Consider the following 22620-nt stretch of genomic DNA (forward strand, 5'->3'; position numbering starts at 1 on the left):
AGAGCGGGCCGACGATCCGGGCGAAGGCCCGCCCGCGCGGGCGCCCGTCAGACCTCGGCGGCCGTCATGGCGATGATCGACTGCCGCACCGCCTCGACCAGATCCTGCGCGACCGGCGACGGGCTGCGCTGGGGCGGGAACACGGCCGCGAACTCGAAGTCGATCGGCGGCTCGAAACGGCGCGCGACCACGCCGCGGCCGGCGAATTCGCGCGCCGTGAAAGGGTCGCAGATCCCGACGCCGAGGCCGGAGGAGACCATGCCGCACATGATCTCCGACAGGCTGGTCTCGACCCGGAGCACGCGCGAGATGTCCTCGCGGTTGAACACCTGATCGATGACGTGCCGGCTCGACGAGCCGGCCGACAGCGAGACGAAGGTCTCGCCCTCGAAATCACGCGGCACGATCACCGCCTTGGTCGCGAGCCGATGTCCCTCCGGCATGACCGCGACGCGCGGCAGTGGCGGCATGCGCACGCTCGGCAGGCCGGCGTGCGCGATCGGCACTTCCGCAAAGCCGAGGTCGCATTGGTTGTTGAGCACCCAGTCGACGACGAGCGGCGAGATCACGCCGAAGAACGACAGGTTGAGGCTCGGCCGCTCCACCAGGAACCGGCCGGCAAGGCGCGGCAGATAGCCGTTGGCGAGCGCCGGCAGCGCGGCGACCCGCAACATGCCGATGCGTCGGCCGCGGATCTCCTCGGCCGCGGCCGAGATGCGATCGAGACCGACGAAGGAGCGCTCGACTTCGGTGTAGAGCGTCGTCGCCGCCGCGGTCGGCACCAGGCCGGTGCCGCGCTTCTCGAACAGCTTCATCTTGAGCAGCGCCTGGAAGTCGCGCAGCAGCCGGCTCGCCGCCGGCTGCGTGACGCCCATCAGCGCCGCGGCTTCCGTGACGCTGCCGGTCAGCATCATGGCGCGGAAGGCCTCGACCTGCCGCAGATTGATCCGGGCCATGCCAGTCTCAATTCATAATATTTCGACATGAAGAGGATGTCATTATTCATTGGACGATGAAAGCCCCGATTGCGACGCTCTGCCTCGATCGAAGGCACGGCGTGTTTTTGCGCAAGTGGGGCGAAGCCCGACCGCCGCGGCAGCGATGGCGACAGATCAAGGGGTCACAAGCGGACGATCGCGACGAGCGCCCGACCTGCGGCCCACCGACAGCACTGATGAGGAGATCGGTCCAGATGAAAAAGCTCGGCCTTTTGACCGCCGCCGGCGTCGTGGCGCTCGGCGCCTCGCTCGTGCCGGCGACGGCTCAGCAGAAGACGCTCTATGTCGCCGGCTACGGCGGCTCGTTCGAGAAGACGATCCGCGACGAGGTGATCCCGGCCTTCGAACAGGCGAACGGCGTCAAGGTCGAGTATGTCGCCGGCAACTCGACCGATACGCTCGCCAAGCTGCAGGCGCAGAAGGGCAATCAGCAGATCGACGTCGCCATCGTCGACGACGGCCCGATGTATCAGGCGATCCAGCTCGGCTTCTGCGGCAAGGTCGAAGGCCTGCCGAAGGCCGATCTCTACGATGCCGCGCAGTTCAAGGACGACAAGGCCGTCGCCATCGGTCTGGTCGCGACCGGCATCATGTACAACACCAAGATCTTCGCCGAGAAGGGCTGGGCGGCGCCGACCTCCTGGAACGATCTCAAGGATCCCAAATACGCCAAGCAGCTGGTGATCCCGCCGATCAACAACACCTACGGCCTGCATGCTCTGCTGATGCATGCCAAGATGAACGGCGGCAGCGAGGCGAACGTCGACGCCGGCTTCAAGATCTTCAAGAACGACATCAATCCGAACGTGCTCGCCTATGAGCCGTCGCCGGGCAAGATGACCGAGCTGTTCCAGTCCGGCCAGGCGGTGATCGCGGTCTGGGGCACCGGCCGCGTCCAGGGCCTCGCCAACACCGGCTTCCCGGTCGACTTCGTCTATCCGAAGGAAGGCGCGGTGACGCTGCTCACCACCGCCTGCCCGATCGCCAAGCCGAATGCCTCGCCGCTCGCCTCGGCCTTCATCAAGGCGCTGCTCGACCCGAAGCTCCAGCTCGTGATGCTGAAGGACTACGGCTACGGCCCGGTTCTGAAGTCGATCGTGGTGCCGCCTGAGATGATCAAGATGGCCCCGGTCGGCGCGCGCGCCGCGGCGCTCTACACGCCGGACTGGAGCATCATCAACGACAAGCGCGAGGAATGGACCAAGCGCTGGAACCGCGAAGTCGAGCGTTGAGCTCCGATCGAGCGTCGAGCCAGGGCTGAGGCCCGCTCCGCTCCCGTTCGGCGGGATCCCCTGTCACCGCCGGACACGCTGAGCCCGCCGCGACCGACCGAACCTCAACAGGTCGGCGCGGCCGGGCAACGGTTCCCGGGCGGCGGCACCGCGTCCGCCGCCCGGGCCCCGACCGACCGCGACCGCGCATTCCCGTGCCGCGGTCCCTTATCCCGCGACCGGACTGATGACCGTCGGCCGGAATGTCCCGCCGGCGCCGGCGAAGCCTCGACACGGAAACCCGACACCATGTCCTTCCTCGTCCTCGACCACGTCGGGAAAAACTTCGGCCCGCAGACCGCCGTGGAGGATTTCAGCCTCTCGGTCGGAAAAGGCGAGTTCATCTCCTTTCTCGGTCCATCGGGCTGCGGCAAGACGACGACACTTCAGATGATCGCGGGCTTCCTCGATCCGACGCGCGGCGCGATCCGGCTCGAGGGCCGCGACCTGACCACGGTGCACCCGTCGAAGCGCGGCCTCGGGATCGTGTTCCAGAGCTACGCGCTGTTTCCGCATATGACCGCGGCCGAGAATGTCGCCTTCGGCCTGGAAATGCGCGGCGTGGCACGGGCAGAGCGCGAGACGCGCGTCCGCGACGCGCTCGCCATGGTCGGCCTCGCCGGCTACGAGGATCGCCACCCGCGTCGCATGTCCGGCGGCCAGCAGCAGCGCGTGGCCCTCGCCCGTGCGCTCGTCATCCGCCCGAACGTGCTGCTGCTCGACGAACCGCTGTCGAACCTCGACGCCAAGCTGCGCGAGGACATGCAGATCGAGTTGCGCCAGATCCAGCGCAATCTCGGCACCACCACCATCCTCGTCACCCACGACCAGATCGAGGCGATGTCGCTATCCGACCGGATCGTGGTCATGAGCAAGGGCCGCATCGAGCAGATCGGCACGCCGCAGGAGACCTACGAGAAGCCGGCCTCCGCCTTCGTCTCGCAGTTCCTCGGCAAGACCAACGACTTCGCCGCCACCGTCGACGGCACCACCTCCCCGCCCCGGCTGGCGATCGGCGCATGGCACCTCCCCGCGCCCGCCGGCGTCTCGGGCACGGTGACGGTCAGCGTCCGCCCGGAACGTACGGGGTTCGGCGACACGGGCCTCGCGGCCCGGATCACGACCCGGATCTTCCAGGGCAATCACTGGCTGTTCCAGTGCGAAACCGCATGCGGCACCGCCATCGTGATCCGTCCGAACGACGGCGGCGCGCAGCCCGCCGAGGGCGAGGCCGTGCATCTGACCTGGCGGCCCGAGGACATGAGCCTGCGCCCCGCGGGAGACCGGCCATGAGCGTCGCCGCGCCCGCCCCTGCTTCCGGCCCGGCCGCCGCGCCCGCCTCTGCCGCCCGCGCGGCCTGGGCGCTCGCCCTGCCGGCGCTGATGCTGTTCGTCGGCGTCGTGGTGATCCCGCTCGCCATGACGGTGATGCTGTCGTTCCACGACTGGGGTCAGTACAAGGGCATCGAGCGGGTCTTCATCCTGAAGAACTGGCAGGAGATCGCCTCCGATCCCTATTATGCCGAAATGTTCTGGCGGACCTTCCGGGTCGCGATCCTCGCGACGCTGATCACCGCCGTGCTCGGCGCGCCCGAGGCCTACATCCTGAACCGCATGAGTGGTCGCTGGCGGAGCTTCTTCCTGCTGGTGATCCTCGGCCCGCTGCTGATCTCGGTCGTCGCGCGCACGCTCGGCTGGGCGCTCCTGTTCGGCGGCAACAACGGCCTCGTCAACAAGCTCCTGATGTCGTTCGGCCTGATCAAGGCGCCGCTGCCGTTCATGTTCACCGAGACCGGCATGGTCGTGGCGCTGGCGCACGTCATGATGCCGTTTATGGTGCTGTCGGTCTGGGCGGCGCTGCAGCGGCTCGATCCGCAGATCGAGAATGCGGCGCTGTCGCTCGGCGCCGGGCCGCTGACCATCGTGCGCCGGATCATCCTGCCGCAGATCATGCCGGGCGTGCTCTCCGGCGCGATCATCGTGTTCTCGCTGTCGGCGAGCGCCTTTGCGACGCCCGCAATCATCGGCGGCCGCCGGCTCAAGGTCGCGGCCACACTCGCCTACGACGAGTTCCTCAACACGCTGAACTGGCCGCTCGGCGCGGCCGTCGCCGTGCTGCTGCTCGTCGCCTTGGTGCTGATCGTCGCCGGCTCGAACGCACTCGTCGAACGGCGCTACGCGGAGGTGTTCCGATGAGCAGGAACGGCCCGATCGCGCTGATCTTCCATACCCTTTTCGTCGTCTTCATGCTGGCGCCGATCGTCGTGGTCTGCCTCGTCGCCTTCACGCCCGAAGGCTTCCTGTCGCTGCCGACCAACGGCTTCTCGCTGCGCTGGTTCAGGACGATCGCGGACTATCCCGAGTTCGTGCATGCGTTTTGGGTCAGCCTCGGCCTCGGCGCGCTGTCCTCGGCCATCGCGCTCGTCTTCGCGGTGCCGGCGGCGCTCGCCATCGCCCGCTACGAGTTCCGCGGCCGCGACGCGCTCTCGGCGTTGTTCCTGTCGCCCTTGATGATCCCGCACGTCGTGCTCGGCATCGCCTTCCTGCGCTTCTTCACCGCGCTCGGGATCGGCGGCACGTTCGGCGCGCTGCTCGTCGCCCATGTCGTCGTCGTGTTCCCCTTCGCGCTGCGGCTGACGCTCGCCGCCGCGACCGGCATGGACCGCTCCGTCGAGATGGCGGCGGTCTCGCTCGGCGCCGATGGCTTCACGCTGTTCCGGCGCGTGACGCTGCCCTTGATCATGCCGGGCGTCGTCAGCGGCTGGGCGCTCGCCTTCATCCAGTCGTTCGACGACCTGACCATGACCGTCTTCCTGGCCGCACCCGGCACCGAGACGCTGCCGGTGCGCATGTTCCTCTACATCCAGGACAATATCGATCCGCTGGTGACCTCGGTGTCCGCCTGCGTGATCGCCGTCACCATGACCGCCCTCGTGTTGCTCGACCGTCTCTACGGGCTCGACCGCGTGCTCGCCGGCAGAAGCGACCACGGCAGATAGGGCGAGAGGAGAAACCATGTCCAAGGATTATGACGTCGCCGTCGTCGGCGGCGGCCTGCTCGGCTCGGCGATCGCCTGGGGTCTGGGCCGGCTCGGCAAGCGTGTCGCCGTGCTCGACGAGGGCGACATCGCCAAGCGCGCGTCGCGGGCGAACTTCGCGCTCGTCTGGGTGCAGAGCAAGGGGCTCGGCATGCCGGCCTACACGACCTGGACCGTCCGGGCCTCGGAAACCTGGGGCCGGCTCGCGGCCGAACTGAAGGATCAGACCGGCCTCGACGTCGCGCTGCAGCAGAACGGCGGTTTCCACCTGACCCTCGGCGACAAGGAATTCGAGCAGCGCGGCGAACTCGTCACGCGCATGCACAACCAGATCGGCGCGGCCGACTACAAGATGGACATGCTGACCGCGGCGGAGGTCAAGACGATGCTGCCGCTGATCGGCCCGGAGGTCTCCGGCGGCAGCTTCTGTCCGCTCGACGGCCACGTGAACTCGCTCAGGACCTTCCGCGCGCTCCACGCCGGCCTCAAGCAGTTCGGCGTGGACTACCTGCCCGAACGGCCGGTCTCGACCATCACGCGCGACGGCGGCGAATTCCGCCTGGCGACGCCCGCCGGCGAAATCCGCGCCGCCAAGGTCGTGCTCGCGGCCGGCAACGCCAACCAGACGCTGGCGCCGCAGGTCGGGCTCTCCGCGCCGATGGGCCCGACGCGCGGCCAGATCGTCGTCACCGAACGGACCGTGCCGTTCCTGCCGTTCGCGCTCTCGACGCTGCGCCAGACCGACGAGGGCACGGTGATGATCGGCGACAGCAAGGAAGAGCAGCTCGACGACCGGATGCTCAATCATTCCGTCAGCGCCGTGATGGCGGATCGCGCGCAGCGGCTTTTCCCGCATCTGGCGCGGCTCAACGTCGTGCGCTCGTGGTCGGGCATCCGCGTGATGCCGAAGGACGGCTTCCCGATCTACGACCAGTCGGAAACGCATCCCGGCGCCTTCGTCGCCTGCTGCCATTCCGGCGTGACGCTCGCCTCCAACCACGCCTTCGAGATCGCCCGCATGGTCGCGGACGGCGGGCTCGCCCCCGATCTGGTCGGCGCCTTCTCGGCCGCGCGCTTTGATGCCGCGCCGGCAAAGACGGGCAGCGGCTACTACTGACAACGAGACGGCCGGCGACGGCCCGGAGACATCCATGTTCAAGCGAACCGAACAGGACACGAGACGATCCGTGCGGATCTTCGTCGAAGGCACCGCAGTCGAGGCGCGCGAGGGCGACACGGTGTCGGCCGCCCTCCTCGCTTCCGGGCTCGACGTGGCCCGCGCGACCGCGGTCAGCGGCGCTCCGCGTCTGCCCTATTGCATGATGGGCGTGTGCTTCGACTGCCTCGTCACCATCGACGGCGTCGGCAACCGGCAGGGCTGCCTGGTGCCGGTCGCCGAGGGCATGCAGATCGAAATCCAGAAGGGCAAGCGGGAGATCGGCCGATGAACGCCATGTCGCCGGGAGCCCCGTCGGGGGCCTCCCCGTCCACCGCGCCGAAGCGCGACCAGTACGACGTCGTGGTGATCGGCGCCGGCCCGGCCGGCCTCGCCGCCGCCGCGACCACGGCCGAAGCGGGTCTCTCGACGCTGCTCCTCGACGAGAACGCCGGCCCCGGCGGTCAGGTCTGGCGCGCGATCGCCTCGACCCCGGTCAAGGCGCGCGACACGCTCGGCACCGATTTCTGGGCCGGCGCGGCGCTGGTCGAGGCGGTCGCGGCGAGCGGCGCGGAGGTGATCCAGCGCGCGACCGTCTGGTCGCTCGACAAGAGCCTGGATGTCGGCCTCTCGGTCGCCGGCGGCTCGACCTTCGTGAAGGCCGGCCGCGTGATCCTCGCGACCGGCGCGCTCGAGCGGCCGTTCCCGATCCCGGGCTGGACGCTGCCCGGCGTGATGACCGCCGGCGCGGCGCAGACCATGCTGAAATCCTCCGGCCTCGTCCCCGACGGGAAGACGGTGATCGCCGGCCAGGGGCCGCTCTTGTGGCTGCTCGCCGCGCAGGTCCTGCGCCTCGGCGGTCGCATCGACCGGATCCTCGATACGACCGAGCGCAAGAACTGGCTCGCTGCGCTGCCGCATGCGTTTGCGTTCCTGACCTCGCCCTATTTCGCCAAGGGCCTCGCCATGATGCGCGAGGTGCGGGCCAAGGTGCCGGTCGTGAGCGGCGTCACGGAACTCGCGGCGGAGGGCGACGGCCGGCTGGCGCGTGTCGTCTACACGGCCGGGGGCAAGCGCGAGACCGTCGCCGCCGAGCTCCTGCTCCTGCATCAGGGCGTGGTGCCGAACGTCAATCTCGCGATGGCCGCCGGCATCGAGCATCGCTGGGACGACGTGCAGCTGTGCTGGTCGCCGGTCATCGACCCGACCGGCGCCACCTCGGTCGCCGGCATCGCGATCGCCGGCGACGGCGCGGGCATCGGTGGCGCCGGAGCGGCCGTGTTCCGTGGTCGGATCGCCGCCCGTGCCGCGATCGAGGCGCTGGCACCGGACGCCGCGGCCAAGATCGAGCCGATGAGCGGATTGCAGGCCGCGCTCGCCCGCGCGACCCGCGGCCGCGCCTTCCTCGACACGCTGTTCCGCCCGGCGAAGCAGTTCCGCATCCCGAGCGGCGACACGATCGTCTGCCGCTGCGAGGAGGTCACCGCCAAGGACATCCTGGACTCCGTCGCGATCGGTGCGACAGGCCCGAACCAGCTGAAGGCCTATCGCCGAACCGGCATGGGCCCATGCCAGGGCCGGCTCTGCGGCCTGACCGTGACCGAGCTGATGGCCGAGGCGCGCGGCAAGAGCCCTGAGGAGATCGGCTACTATCGGCTGCGCGCGCCGGTGAAGCCGATCTCGCTCGGCGAACTCGCCGCGCTGCCCAAGACCGAGGACAGCGTCAAAGCCGTGGTGCGCGGATGACCACCCGGGTGGACGCCATCGTCGTGGGCGGCGGCATCCACGGCTGCTCGACCGCGCTGCACCTCTGCCTGCGCGGTCTGAAGCCGGTGCTGATCGAGAAGGACTACGCCGGCCGCCACGCCTCCGGCGTCAACGCCGGCGGTGTCCGCCAGCTCGCGCGCCACGTCGCGGAGATCCCGCTGTCGAACCGCTCGATGGACATCTGGGAGCGGATCGCCGACCTCGTCGACGACGACTGCGGCTTCGAGAGCCATGGCCAGGTGCTGGTCGCGGAGGACGACGGCGAACTCGCCGCCTGCCGCATCCGTGTCGACGATCTGAACGCGCGCGGCTTCGTCCACGAGGAGCTGATGGACGCCGCCGAACTGCGCCGTCTCGTGCCCGCCGTCGCCGAGACCTGTCCCGGCGGGGTGGTGTCACGCCGCGACGGCGCCGCCAATCCGGCACGCACGACGACGGCGTTCCGCCGCAAGGCCGAACGCCTCGGCGCACTCGTCCGCGAGGGCGAGCCGGCGCGCAACGTCCGCAAGGACGCCGGGCTCTGGCGCGTCGACGTCGGAACGGAAACCTTCGAGGCGCCGATCCTGGTCAACGCCGCCGGCGCCTGGGCCGGCCGCATCGCCGCCGCGCTCGGCGAGCCGGTGCCGGTCGAGACCGTCGCGCCGATGCTGATGATCACCTCGCGCGTGCCGCATTTCATCGACCCGGTCGTGATCCTGCGCGGCCGCAAGCTGTCGTTCAAGCAGTTCGCCAACGGCACGGTGCTGATCGGTGGAGGCCATCTGGCGACGCCCGACCAGGACCGCAACGAAACCATCCTCGACTGGCGCAAGCTCTCCGAGAGCGCGCGCACCGTGTTCGACCTGTTCCCGGTCATGCGCGGCGCGACGATCGTGCGCGCCTGGGCCGGCATCGAGGCGAAGACCCGCGACGACCTGCCCGTGTTCGGTCCGAGCGCACGCCACGACGGGCTCTATCACCAGTTCGGCTTCTCGCTGCACGGCTTCCAGCTCGGCCCCGGCGCCGGCGCCGTGATGGCCGAGATCATCGTCGACGGCGGCACGCAGACGCGCGTCGCCGAGCTCGGCATCGGCCGTTTCCAGCTCCCCTGATCCCCAACCAGAAGAGAAGACGCATGACCATTACCCGCAGCATCCGCACGCCGATCATGCACCGCGCCGTCGAGGCGAACGGCTTCGTGTTCCTCGGCGGAACGATCGCCGACGACACGACCGTCTCGATGGGCGAGCAGACGACCAACATCCTCGAAAAGATCGCGGGCTATCTGAAGGAGGCCGGCACCGACGCCTCGCGCGTCGTGCAGGCCTCGATCTTCGTGACCGACCTCTCCAAGAAGAAGGAGATGGACGCGTCCTGGACCGCCTTCTTCGGCGACAACCTGCCGACGCGGGCGACGGTCGGCGTCTCCGATCTCGGCGGCGGCGCCATGATCGAGGTGGTGGTGACCGCGCTCAAGGGCTGAGCCGCGTCTCCGCCACGCGACCGGAGCCGAACGCTCCGGTCGCCCCCCGAGGACCGGCCTCAGGCGCTTTCGAGGTCCGGCCGTTCGCGCCGGGGCAGTTCAAAACCGGCGGTGAACCCAAAGCCGCCACGGCCGAATGTCAGCCGGCCGTGGTGGCTCGTGACCACATCCTTGACGATCGCGAGCCCCAGGCCCGAGCCCGACGAGCCGGCGCCGGCCTTGAACGGCTCGGTCAACAAGGTCAGCAAGGAAGAGGTGCTGGAGATCCTGAACGACAAGGACACCCGGTTCTCGACCACGCCCGACGGCGTGATGCAATACGCCGAGTTCATGCATCTGGCCGGCACGATCAAGCAGAAGCCGGCCGTGTGGTCAGACATGTTCATTGCCGCGATGAAAGGCCGCAACGGCAGCTGATCATCTTGCCGGGGCGAGCGTTGTCGCACGCCCCGGCCCCTGCCTCCATTGATCCGGTCGTCGGTCCATGCTTCGCCGCATCGCCAGCAGGGCGCGCGGAGCTGTCCGGCCCTTGTCCGGCGCTCACGGAACAACCGACGCAGCGTCACGCACCGATGCACCGAGACCTGTTGAAAAAGCTGTGCAATCCGGCATCCGGGGGCCGACATCCCCGAGGGAAAGGCGTATCGTTAACATTGAGTTAACTGACGAGGCCTTGCGATTCGCCCCGTCATTGCAGCTCGATGTTCGGTTGCGTTGCGTGAGGCTCGTCGCCCTGCGGCGCCGGTTCGAAGGCGTGGGGGCGGGAGTTGAGCGGCTCTTCGTTGAGAGGACGCAAGACACGTCTGGCGGCAGGCGTTTCGGTGCTGTCGCTCATTCTCGCCGCCGGCGCGACGCAGGTCCGCGCCGATTCCGTCGTCGTGACCGACCAGAGCGGTTTCGAGTCCGCGGTCAGTTCAGCCATCAACTCCGGCCAGCCGACGAGCATCACCGCACAGGGCGGATCGACCTTCGTCGTCCCGCCCGGCTGGGATTTGCCGGGCAACGCCTCTTCCCTGCTTCTGACCTTCAACACCTCTCCCCTCGACATCGGCACAGCTAACGGCGACTCGGACCTGACGCTGCGGAGCGGCACCACCCTGACGTTGAACACCACGTCGGGATCGTCGGCGGGACGGATCGAGCTCGGGAACGGCAACGGCAGCACCGGGACGCTCAACATCTCGGGCGGCACCGTGCAGGTGAACCTCGCAAACACCAGCACGGCCCCGGCGACTTCGATCGGCCGCATCTGGGTCGGCGGCGGCGCGACCAACACGGACGGCGGCACCGGCACGCTGAACATGACAGCCGGCGAGCTGCACTACGTGGCCAATGCCGGCAGCCTGAACTACGGCGGTCTCGCGATCGGGCGTGGTACGGCCGTGACCGGGACCTTCGACCAGTCCGGCGGCACGGTGCGCTTCTCGAGCGCCGGCATGCTGGACCTCGGCACGGTCGGCGCCACCGGCAGCTACACCCTCTCCGGTGACGCGGTCTTCGACGCCACCTCGGGCGGGATGACCGCCTATATCGGCTCGCGCACGTCCGGTGCCGGCGGCAGCGGCACCGCCTCGAACGGTACGCTGACCATCTCGGACAACGCGCAGTTTTCGATCACCACCGGCAGCTTCGCTGGCGGACAGCTCTACGTCGGCGATTCCAAGGGGACCGGCGTCATCAACCAGAACGGCGCCGGGTCGGTCGTGACCCTCGGCCTCGCCAATCCGATCCGCTTCGGCAGCGACGTCAGCAATTACGGCACCGGCGGCTCCGGCACCTACAATCTCTCCGCCGGAACGCTGTCGGTCCAGAACGTCGGCGGCTCGGCGCAGATCGTCTTCGGCGCGTCTTCCGGCGGCACGGGAACGTTCAACATCTCGGGCGGCTCGGCGAACGTCGCGACCCAGCTCGTCCTTGCGTCCGTCGCGGGATCGACCGGCACCGTCAATCTGACCGGCGGCAGCCTCACCCTTTCGGGCTCGAGCTACCTGAACTTCGGATCGGGCACCGGCACGTTCAACCTCAGCGGCGGCAGCTTCACCGTCGGTGGCACGAACGGCATCCGCGGCACGGGCGCGTTCAACTTCGACGGCGGCACGCTCGTCGCCGGCGCGGGCCTGACCACGTCGAACGCGATGACCATCAACGCGGGCAAGACCGCGACGATCAACACCAACGGCAACACCGCCACCTTGTCGGGCGTGCTGTCGGGCAGCGGCGCGCTGACCAAGACCGGTACCGGGAGCTTGATCCTCTCGGGCACCAACACCTACAGCGGCGGCACCACGATCTCGGCCGGAACGCTGCAACTCGGCGCCGGCGGCACCACGGGCATGGTCCCCGGCGACATCACCGACAACGGTGACCTGGCGTTCAACCGGTCGGACGACCTCACCTATTCGGCCATCGTCTCCGGCACCGGCTCCCTGACGCAGGCGGGCAGCGGCATTCTCACCCTCTCGGGCGCGAACACGTTCGGCGGCGGCGTGATCGTCTCGGCGGGCACGCTGTCGGTGGGCAGCGACGGGGTCATGGGCGCCAGCACCGGAGCGGTGACGCTCGCCGGCGGCGGCATTCTGTCCCCGAGCGCCGCCTTCTCCAGCGGCCGCGCCGTCCACTTCGGCACCGGTGGCGGCACGATCGACATCGCCTCCGGCAACGATCTCACCTTGACGGGGACGCTCGACGGCAGCGGCGGCCTGACGAAGTCCGGGGCCGGTACGCTCATCCTGTCCGGTGCCGCCTCGTATACCGGGGCCACCACGATCTCCGCCGGCAGCGTTCAGATCAACGGAACGAGCTTCTCGTCGGACATCGCCAACAGCGGCACGCTCTTCTTCGGCTCCGACCTCACCTATGCCGGCACGCTCTCCGGAACCGGGACGGTCACGAAGAACGGCACGGGCACGCTCATCCTGAGCGGCACCAACACCTATTCCGGCGGCACGACCATCTCCGCCGGCACGGTGCAGATCGCCGCCGATGCGGCCCTGGGCAGCGGGTCGCTGACCCTCTCCGGCGGCACCCTGACCAGCACGGCCACGTTCAGTTCCAGCCGGGACGCCACCCTGTCCAGCGGTTCCACGATTTCGGTGGCCACGGGCACGGTACTGACGCTCACCGGCGTCCTCGGCGGCACCGGCGGGCTCACCGCGAGCGGCGCGGGCACGCTGGTCCTGTCCGGCACGAACACTTATACCGGCGGCACGACCATTTCCGCCGGCACGTTGCAGATCGCCAGCAATACCGCACTCGGCAGCGGGGCGCTGAGCCTGGGTGGGGGCACCCTGTCGACCACCGGCACGTTCACGTTCAACCGGAATGTCACCCTTACCAGCAGTTCCGCCGTATCCGTCGCCACCGGCACGACACTGACGCTCAGCGGCGTCGTGTCCGGCGGCGGTGGGCTCACGACGAATGGCGCCGGCACCCTCGTCCTCTCCGGCGCCAACACCTATACGGGCGGCACCACCATCGCGGGTGGCACGGTCCAGATCGCGGCGAACAGCGGCCTTGGAAACAGCGGCGGGGCCGTCACGCTTTCGGACGGGACGCTGGCCGTCACGGCAACGTTTTCCAGTTCGCGCGTCACCACCCTATCCGGAAGCGGCGGCACAATCGTGCCGGCATCCGGCACGTCTCTGATCTGGAGCGGGAAAATCAGCGGGTCCGGCGCTTTGACCAAGTCCGGCGCCGGCACCTTGGTTCTGGGCGGGGCCAATGACTATACCGGCGGCACGACCATCAATTCCGGCACCGTGAGCATCAATGCCGACAACCGCCTCGGCGATACGAGCGGTGCCCTGACCATGGCGGGCGGCACGCTGGCCACGAGCGCCTCGCTGACGATCTCGCGCGCCGTCTCGCTCAGCGCCGACGCGACCTTCAGTGCGGCGGCGACGACGATCATATCGGGTGCGATCACCGGCTCGGGCCGGCTCACCAAGAGCGGCACCGCCACGCTGTCGCTCACGGGCGCGAACACCTATTCCGGCGGCACGACCATCTCGCAGGGCACGCTGCAGATCGGCAATCAAGGAACGACCGGCAGCATCACCGGCGACATCACAAACAATGCGACGCTCGCCTTCGCTCGGAGCGACGACATCACCTTCGACGGTGTGATTTCCGGCACCGGCACCGTCACGAAGCGGGGCGTCGGGACCCTGACGTTGACGGGGACCAACACCTACAGTGGTATCACCAGCGTTTCCGCCGGCACCCTGCAGGTTTCCGCCGACGCTAATCTCGGCGGCTCGGGCAACGTTGCGTTCAACGGCGGCACGCTGGCGACCACAGAGACGTTCTCGTCCAGCCGCAACGTCACGCTGAACGTGATGGGCCTCCTCGCACCCGCCACCGGCACCGCGCTCACGCTCTCCGGCGTCGTCTCCGGTAGCGGCGGACTGACGCAGACCGGCGCCGGAACCCTCGTCCTTGCCGGCACCAACACCTATACGGGCGGCACGACCGTTTCGGCCGGCACGCTCGAGGTCTCCGCGGACACGAACCTCGGCGGTTCAGGCACGCTCACGCTCTCGGGCGGCACGTTCGCGACGACGGCGGATCTGACGTCGGCGCGGTCGGTCGTGCTGAGCAACAGCAGCACCATCGCGCCCGCCGTCGGCACGACGCTCACCCTCTCCAACGTGGTCTCCGGCAGCGGTGGGCTGATCAAAGCCGGCGCCGGTACGCTGGTCCTGGAGGCCTCCAACAACACCTATTCCGGCGGCACCACGGTCGCGGCCGGCACGCTGGAAATCGGCAACGACGGCAACCTCGGCAACGGCTCCGCGGGCTTGACCCTGTCGGGCGGCACGCTGTCGACCATCGGGGCGTTCACCTCGAACCGCGCCGTCGCGATCACGGCCGACAGCACGGTTTCGACGGACGCCGGTACGACGCTGACCCTCGGCGGGATCGTCTCCGGCACCGGCGCTCTGACCAAGAGCGGCGCCGGCACGCTGGTCCTGACCGGGACCAACACCTATTCCGGAGGCACGGTCCTCGCGGGCGGCATCCTGCAGATGTCCGACGACGCCCAACTCGGCGCCGCGAGTGGCGGCCTGACCCTCGATGGCGGCACACTCGCGATCGTCACGGACATCAGCTCCGCCCGCTCCGTCTCCGTGGCGAGCAACAGCGCCATCAACATCGACCCGGGAGTGACGCTGACCCTCACCGGCACCATCTCCGACGGCGGCTCCTATTCGAAGACCGGCGACGGCACGCTCGTGCTCGCCGGAACCGATGCCCATATCGGTGGTACGGTCGTCACCGCTGGAACGCTGCAGGTCGGTGACGGAGCGACGTCCGGCAGCCTCGTCGGCAGCGTGAGCCTGGATAGTGGCGCGTCGCTCGTCTTCAACCGTACTGACGCGACCACCTTCGGGGGCGAGATATCCGGGAACGGCTCGGTGACCCAGGCGGGCACCGGCACGCTGACCCTTGCCGGAGAGAACAGCTACAGCGGCGGCACCTTCGTCACCGCGGGCACGCTGCAGGTCGGCAACGGCGGCACGACGGGCCACATCTCGGGCGACGTCGTGAATAATGCCGCCCTGGTGTTCGACCGCTCGGATGCCGTCACCTTCGCGGGCGTGATCTCCGGCACGGGTACGGTCACGCAGGCGGGCACCGGCACGCTGACCCTGTCCGGCACCAGCACCTACACCGGCGGAACGACGGTCTCGGCCGGCACGCTGCAAATCTCCGCCAACGCCAATCTCGGCGACGCCTCGGGCGGGCTGACGCTAGCGGGCGGTACACTCGCGACGTCCGCGGACGTCACCACGGGACGCACCATCACCCTGACCGGCGGCGGCACGGTCGCGCCGGCCTCCAGCAAGAGCCTGACGCTCGCCGGTGTCGTCTCCGGCACCGGCGGCCTGACCATGGCCGGCGCAGGGCGGCTGACCCTCTCGGGCACCAACACCTATGGCGGCGGCACCACGGTTTCGGCCGGGACGCTCGTTATTTCGTCCGACGGCAACCTCGGCGACGCCGCGGGTGGCCTCGCGCTCTCCGGCGCCATACTCAACACGGGCAACAGCACGATCAGCTCCGCCCGCGCGGTGTCGCTGTCGGGAAGTTCTTCGATCGCGACGACCGGGGCCGGCACTCTCACCCTCAGCGGCGTCGTGTCGGGGACCGGTTCGCTGAGCAAGGGCTCCGCCGGCACGCTCGTCCTGTCGGGCACCAACACCTACAGCGGCGGAACCACCATCCGGGCCGGGACGGTGCAGGTCTCGTCCGACGCCAATCTCGGCGGCGCGACCGGCGGTCTCGTCATGGGCGGCGGCACGCTCGCGACGACGGCGTCGTTCACCTCCAACCGTGGCGTCGACTTCACCAATATCGGAACGTTCCAGACCGCGACCGGCACGACGCTGACCCTGACCGGCGGCATCACCGGGCTCGGCGTGATCAACAAGACGGGCGCCGGCACGCTCGTCCTCGCGGGCACCAACACCGACAACGACGGCGGCGCGACGATCTCGGCCGGCACGCTGCAGGTCGGCAATGGTGGCACCTCCGGTGTGCTCCTGGGCGACGTGAGCAACAACGCGTCCCTCGTCTTCGATCGATCGGACGCGGTGACCTTCCTCTATGCGATCGACGGTTCGGGCTCCCTCACCCAGGCGGGCACGGGCACGCTCACGCTCAGCGGCAGCAGCTCCTATACCGGCGGGACCACGGTCTCGTCCGGCTCGCTGGTGGTCTCCGGCTCGATCGCCGGCGCGGTGTCGGTGGCGAGCGGCGCGACGCTCGGCGGCGGCGGGTCGATCGCCGGAATCGTCACACTTTCGAGCGGTGCGACGCTCGCTCCCGGTGTCGCCGGAACGCCCGGCACGCTGTCGGTCGGCGGTCTGTCGGTCGCCTCCGGCGCCACGCTGGCCTTCAACCTCGCGCAGCCGAACGGGCCGACGAGCAACCTCAACGACCGCATCGCCGTGACCGGAAACGTCACCCTGTCGGGCGGGCTCCTGACCGTGAACGACGGGGCCAGCTTCCAGGCCGGCAGCTATCGGCTGATCGATTATTCGGGCACGCTCACCCTGACGGGCGCCGGGCTGTCGGTTTCCGGCACACCCGCTTCCCTCACTTCGAGCGTGATCCAGACCGCGGTCGCGGGACAGGTCAATCTCGTGGCGCTCGTCGACGGGGTCTCGACACAGTGGTGGAACGGCGCCGGCACGGCCGGCAGCGGCACCATTTCCGGCGGCGCCGGCACCTGGAGCGCGGCCGCGACCAACTGGACGAACGTCAACGGCACCATCGCCCAAGCCTGGATCGACGGCGGCCTCGGCATCTTCAATGGCATCGCGGGCAATGTGGCCGTCAGCGGGACGGTGAACGCCAGCGGCCTGCAATTCGCGATCACCGGCTACACGCTCGGCGGCACGGGGACGCTCACGCTCGTGTCGCAGGCCGGTGGCGGCGCGCCCTATGTCCAGGTCGACAGCGGCACGGCCACGATCACGACGGTCATCGCCGGCACGGTCGGGTTGACCAAGACCGGCACAGGGACACTCGTCCTCGGCGGCACCAATACTTATACCGGCGGCACCACGCTCTCCGCCGGCACGCTGCAGGTCGCCTCCGACGCCAATCTCGGCGACACGTCCGGAAGCCTGACGCTCGCCGGCGGCACGCTGGCGACGACCGTGTCGTTCACGTCAGGTCGCGCGGTCGCGCTGACCGGGGCCGGTGCCGTCGCTCCCGCCACCGCCACCACCCTGACCCTCGGCGGCGTCATCTCCGGCACCGGTGCACTGACGAAGTCGGGCGCCGGCACGCTGGTGCTCTCGGGCAGCAACACCTACACGGGCGGCACCACCGTCTCCGCCGGCACGCTGCAGGTCGCCTCCGACGGCAACCTCGGCGACGCGTCGGGAGGCCTGACGCTCGCCGGCGGTACGCTGGCGACGACTGCGTCGTTCACGTCGAACCGCGCCGTGACCCTCGCCGGGGGCGCCCTCGCGCCGGCCGCCGCCACGACGCTGACGATCGGGACCGCGATCTCCGGCTCGGGCGGGCTGACGCACGCGGGTGCTGGCACGCTCGTCCTCGGCGGCGCCAACACCTATACCGGCACCACGACCGTGACCGCCGGCACGCTGCGCGCCACCAACGCCGGCGCGATTCCGGGCGCCGTCGCCAACGGCGGCACGGTGATTTTCGACACCTCCGCCGACATCACCATGGGCGGCGCAATCACCGGCACGGGCGCGCTCGTGCAGCAGGGCACCGGCAAGCTCACGCTCGCCGGCGCGAACAGCGCGAGCGGCGGCACGACCGTCTCGGCCGGCACGCTCGAACTTCCGAACGGCGTCACCCTGACGGGCGACGTCCTGGTCCAGAGCGGCGGCACGTTGCAGGGCGCGACGGACAGCACCGGCGGCCCGTCCGTGGCCGGCACGGTGACGATCCAGAACGGCGCCACCCTCAAGGCGACGGTGCCGGCCGCGGGCGGCCTCGGCAGCCTGTCGATGACCGGCCTTGCCCTGTCGAACCTGTCGAACGTCGCCGTGACGCTCGGAGCGAGCACGGGCACGACAGCCGTCTCCGTGGGCGATCTCACGCTCGACGGCGTCCTCAATGTGACGGACGCCGGCGCGCTGTCGCTCGGCGTCTACCGGCTCGTGTCCTATTCGACCCTCGTGGCGGACAACGGCCTCGTGCTCGGCACCACCCCGTCGGGGTTCGCCTACCAGATCCAGCAGGCCCCGGGCGCGGTCAATCTCGCCGTGCTGAGCGGCGACATGCTCTACTGGAACGGCACGACGACGAGCGCCGACGGCACCGTCCATGGCGGCAGCGGTACCTGGACGGCGAGCGGTTCCAGCCCGAACTGGCTGACCTCGCCGCTCAACCAGTCGCGGGCCTGGAACAGCCAGTTCGCCGTGTTCACGGGCACCGCCGGGAGTGTCGCCGTCTCGGGATCTGTGACCAGCACCGGCATGCAGTTCATGGTCGACGGCTACGGCGTGACCGGGGACGCGATTACGCTTGCCGCCACCGCCGGACGGCCCCCCGTGCGCGTCGGCGACGGCACGGGCGCGGGCGCCGCCTTCGTGGCGACCATCGCCTCGCCGCTCGCCGGCACGACCGGGCTCGAGAAGACCGACCTCGGCACGCTGGTCCTGACCGGGGCGTCGACCTACAGCGGCGGCACGGTCGTGACGCAGGGCCGCCTGCAGATCGGCGACGGCGGCACGGCCGGCTCGATCGCCGGCGACGTCGCGGTCGCGTCGGGCGCGACGCTCGCGTTCAAGCGCAGCGATACGGTCGCCTTTGCCGGCGCCGTCAGCGGTGCCGGCGGCATCGCGCAGCTCGGCACGGGCACGCTGACGCTGACCGGCGCCAACACCTTCACCGGCGGCGCGACCATCGCGGCGGGCACGCTGCAGATCGGCGGCGGCGGCACGCAGGGCGCCCTCGCCGGCGACGTGGTCGATAACGGACGGCTCGTCTTCGACCGCTCCGACGACATCGCCTTCGGCGGCGCCATCTCGGGGACGGGATCGCTGACCAAGGACGGCGCGGGCACGCTCACCCTCTCCGGCGCCGGCACCTACACCGGCGGGACGGACGTCACGCGCGGCACGCTCGCGCTGACCGGCAGCCTCGCCGGCGACGTGACCGTCCGCGATCAGGCGACGCTCACCGGCTCGGGCGCGACGACCGGCACGGTCCACGTGCTGAGCGGCGCGACGCTCGCCGGCGCGCAGGGTGCCGCCCTGACCATGGGCGGCCTCGCGCTCGACGCCGGATCGCACCTCGCCGTCACGCTCGGCGGCACCAGCGGCGGCGGCGTCTTCACCGCGAACGGCGGCGTCACCCTCGACGGCACGCTCGACGTCGTGGCTTCGACCGGCTTCGGCGCCGGCGTCTACCGGATCGTCAGCTATACGGGCGCCCTCACCGACAACGGCCTCGATCCGAGCGCGCTCGGCGGCAGCCTGTCGGGCCGAGTGCAGACCTCGGTCGGCGGACAGGTCAACCTCGTCGTGGCGCGGACCGACGCGCCGATCCTGGCCTGGAACGGATCCCAGACCGTGGCGAACGGCTCGGTGGTCGGCGGCTCGGGAACCTGGTCGGCCTCCGCCGCGACGAATTGGACCAATCCGGCCGGCGATACGGCTCTGTCGTGGAACGGCGGCTTCGCCGTATTCCAGGCGACGGGCGGCACCGTCACCGTCGACAACGGCGCGGGCCAGGTTTCCGTGACCGGCCTGCAGTTCGCCGATACCGGGTACGTCGTGACCGGCGGGGCGATCGCGCTCGCGGGAACCGGGACGGCGACGATCCGGGTCGGCGACGGCACCACGGCGGGCGCGTCCAAGGTCGCGACCATCCAGAGCGCGCTGATCGGCGCCGCCGGCATCGAGAAGACCGATCTCGGCACGCTGATCCTCGCCGGCAGCAACACCTACACCGGCGGCACGACGGTCTCCGCCGGCACGCTCCGCGTCGGCGACGGCGCCACCGCCGGCTCCATCCTCGGCGACGTGGTGAATAACGCGGCGCTGGTCTTCGACCGGTCCGACGCCACGCGGTTCGACGGCGCGATCTCGGGCACAGGCTCGGTGACAAAGGCCGGCGCGGGCACACTGACGCTTGCCGGCGCCAACAGCTATTCGGGTGGCACGACCGTGGCCGGCGGCACGCTGCGCCTGCTCGCCGCGCAGGCGCTCGGCAGCGGCGGCCTGACGCTCGGCGGCGGGGGCACCCTGCAGGCGGGCGACAGCTTCGCCTACGCCGGCGCCGTTCTGCTCGGCGGTCCGGGCGCCGCGGGCATCGCCGTGGATGCGGACAAGACCCTGACCCTGTCCGGCGTCCTGTCCGGCACCGGCGGCTTCACCAAGACCGGAACCGGCACGCTCGTCCTCTCCGGAACCAACAGCTACACCGGCGGCACCACGGTCGGCGCCGGGACGCTGGTCGGCAACGCCTCGAGCCTCTCCGGCAACATCACCAACAACGCCGCCGTCGTGTTCGACCAGACCGGCACCGGCACCTACGGTTCGGTGATCTCCGGTACCGGCTCGCTCACCAAGACCGGCTCCGGCACCCTGATCCTGACCGGCGACAACACCTATACCGGCGGCACCACGGTCTCGGCCGGCGTGCTCCAGGTCGGCAACGGCGGCACGACCGGCGCCATCGTGGGCGACGTGGTCAACAACGCCACGCTGATCTTCAACCGCTCCGACGCCTACACCTTCACGGGCGCCATCACCGGCTCGGGCAAGGTCATCTTCTCCGGTGGCGGGCTCGTCCAGTTTGCGGCGCCCTATACGGGCGCGGTGACGACCGAGAACAGCTTCTTGCGGCTGGCCCCGGGTACGACCACCAGCTCGACCATCACGGTCAACGCCGGCGGCGTTCTCGGCGGCACGGCCCAGATCGGCGGCCTCACCGTCAATGCGGGCGGCACCGCGGCGCCGGGCTATTCGCCGGGCACCCTCACGGTCGCGGGCGCGGTGACGTTCAACGCCGGCGCCGTCTATGCCGTCGACGTGACGCCCGAGGGCGCCCACGACCTGATCATCGCCACCGGGGACGTGTCGATCTCGTCGGGTGCATCGGTGCGGGTCACGCCGGTGGCCGGCACCTATCCGAACCGGAGCACGATGACGATCCTCACCACTTCGGGGACGGTGACGGGACGGTTCGGCAGCGTCACCTCGGACTATGCCTTCCTGCAGCCGGAGCTCGGCTACGATCTGCGGAACGTCTATCTGAACCTCGTCTATACCGGCGCGGCCTTCGCGGATCAGGCGCAAACCCCGAACCAGGCCAGGGTCGCCGTGGCGGCGCAGGCGCTCGGCGCAGGCAACGCCGTCTACGACGCCCTGCTCACGCAGGCGAAGGGGGCCGTCGCCCCGGCTCTCGACCAGCTCGGCGGGGACATCTATCCGTCGCTCAGCACGCTCTCCCAGCAGAGCTCGATCCGTCTGCGCGACGCGGTCGGCGCGCGGCTGCGTCAGACCGCCCCCGGCGCCGGCGCCCTCGCCACCGCGGCGAGGCTCGGCGGCCCCGGCACGGCCGCCTTCGGCCACGATCTGACGGCGACGGTCTGGGCGCAGGGTCACGGCGGCTGGGGCGATTTCTATGGCGACGGCAACGCGGCCGGCCTCTCCTCGTCCGCAGGCGGCTTGCTCGCGGGCGTCGATGCGATGGTCTTCGACGACATTCAGGCCGGCATCGTCGCCGGCTTCACCCAGACGCGGTTCACCGCCAGCGCGCGAAACGCCTCCGGCGCGATCGACAGCTACGATCTCGGCCTCTATGTCGGCACGCAACAAGGGCCGTTCGCGCTGCGCGGCGGCGTCTCCTATACGTGGCAGGATCTGCGGGTGACGCGCGCCGTGGCCTTCCCCGGCTTCACCGCCGCGCAGAAGGCCGGATACGGCCTCGGCACGACGCAGATCTTCGGCGAGGCGTCCTACAGGATGGCCTTCGCCGGCTTTGAGTTCGAGCCCTTCGCGGGCCTCGCCCACGTGTCGGTGTCCGGCGGATCGGCCATCGAGACCGGCGGCAGCGCCGATCTTTCGGTGCGGGTCCGCGGGCAGCAGACGCTCTACAGCACACTCGGCGCCCGTGCCGCCACCACGTTCACCGTCGGCGGCCACACGCTGACGCCGAGCCTGAGTGTGGGCTGGCAGCATGCGTTCGGCGACACGGCCTCGACGGCAGACATGGCCTTCGCGGCCGGTGCGACGCCGTTCCAGGTGCGCGGGCTGCCCATCGCGCGCGACACGCTCGTGGTCGGCGCGGGCCTCTCCTATGCCCTGTCGGACCAGGCGACCATTCAGGTGAACTACGCCGGCCAGCTCGCCGCGGGGGCGCGCCAGAACGCCATTTCCGCCCGGTTCTCGCTGAAGTTCTGACGGGGCCGCCGGTCCTGCCAAGGAAGCCTC

General features: G+C 69.9%; 12 protein-coding genes. 11 read left to right on the forward strand and 1 reads right to left on the reverse strand.

The window, feature by feature from the left end:
• Positions 1 to 47: 47 nt before the first annotated feature.
• Positions 48 to 956, reverse strand: coding sequence for a LysR substrate-binding domain-containing protein (locus ABS361_09890; protein XBY46487.1), 909 nt, complete (start codon positions 954 to 956; stop codon positions 48 to 50).
• Between the two features lie 236 nt (positions 957 to 1192).
• Between ABS361_09890 and ABS361_09895 the strand changes: the two genes are divergently transcribed.
• The 11 genes from ABS361_09895 to ABS361_09945 all read left to right on the forward strand — a co-directional run bounded on the left by ABS361_09895 (position 1193) and on the right by ABS361_09945 (position 22590).
• Positions 1193 to 2230: an ABC transporter substrate-binding protein gene (locus ABS361_09895; GenBank protein ID XBY46488.1), complete on the forward strand. Its 1038-nt coding sequence runs from the start codon at positions 1193 to 1195 to the stop codon at positions 2228 to 2230.
• Positions 2231 to 2518: 288 nt separating this feature from the next.
• Positions 2519 to 3562, forward strand: coding sequence for an ABC transporter ATP-binding protein (locus ABS361_09900; GenBank protein ID XBY46489.1), 1044 nt, complete (start codon positions 2519 to 2521; stop codon positions 3560 to 3562).
• Positions 3559 to 4464 carry an ABC transporter permease gene (locus ABS361_09905; GenBank protein XBY46490.1) on the forward strand — a complete coding sequence of 302 codons (906 nt, stop codon included), beginning with the start codon at positions 3559 to 3561 and terminating at the stop codon, positions 4462 to 4464. The genes ABS361_09900 and ABS361_09905 overlap by 4 nt, the downstream gene beginning before the upstream one ends.
• On the forward strand, positions 4461 to 5267 hold the full coding sequence (locus ABS361_09910) for an ABC transporter permease (GenBank protein XBY46491.1): 807 nt from the start codon (positions 4461 to 4463) through the stop codon (positions 5265 to 5267). The genes ABS361_09905 and ABS361_09910 overlap by 4 nt, the downstream gene beginning before the upstream one ends.
• Before the next feature lie 16 nt (positions 5268 to 5283).
• Positions 5284 to 6423: an FAD-dependent oxidoreductase gene (locus ABS361_09915; GenBank protein ID XBY46492.1), complete on the forward strand. Its 1140-nt coding sequence runs from the start codon at positions 5284 to 5286 to the stop codon at positions 6421 to 6423.
• Positions 6424 to 6457: 34 nt separating this feature from the next.
• Positions 6458 to 6754, forward strand: a complete 297-nt coding sequence (locus ABS361_09920) for a (2Fe-2S)-binding protein (GenBank protein ID XBY46493.1) — start codon at positions 6458 to 6460, stop codon at positions 6752 to 6754.
• A 5-nt stretch (positions 6755 to 6759) separates the two neighbouring features.
• Positions 6760 to 8208 (forward strand): NAD(P)/FAD-dependent oxidoreductase, encoded by a 1449-nt coding sequence (locus ABS361_09925; protein XBY46871.1) that lies wholly within the window; start codon positions 6760 to 6762, stop codon positions 8206 to 8208.
• Complete coding sequence (locus tag ABS361_09930) at positions 8205 to 9320, forward strand: FAD-dependent oxidoreductase (protein XBY46494.1); 1116 nt, start codon at positions 8205 to 8207, stop codon at positions 9318 to 9320. The genes ABS361_09925 and ABS361_09930 overlap by 4 nt, the downstream gene beginning before the upstream one ends.
• A gap of 23 nt (positions 9321 to 9343) precedes the next feature.
• Positions 9344 to 9691 carry a RidA family protein gene (locus tag ABS361_09935; protein ID XBY46495.1) on the forward strand — a complete coding sequence of 116 codons (348 nt, stop codon included), beginning with the start codon at positions 9344 to 9346 and terminating at the stop codon, positions 9689 to 9691.
• Between the two features lie 159 nt (positions 9692 to 9850).
• Entirely contained in the window at positions 9851 to 10108 is a 258-nt protein-coding gene (locus ABS361_09940) for a hypothetical protein (GenBank protein ID XBY46496.1), read from the forward strand.
• Positions 10109 to 10473: 365 nt separating this feature from the next.
• Positions 10474 to 22590: an autotransporter-associated beta strand repeat-containing protein gene (locus ABS361_09945; protein XBY46497.1), complete on the forward strand. Its 12117-nt coding sequence runs from the start codon at positions 10474 to 10476 to the stop codon at positions 22588 to 22590.
• Positions 22591 to 22620 lie beyond the last annotated feature (30 nt).

The organism is Ancalomicrobiaceae bacterium S20 (genome assembly GCA_040269895.1).
In the GTDB taxonomy this organism is placed as follows: Bacteria; Pseudomonadota; Alphaproteobacteria; order Rhizobiales; family Ancalomicrobiaceae; genus Methyloraptor; species Methyloraptor flagellatus.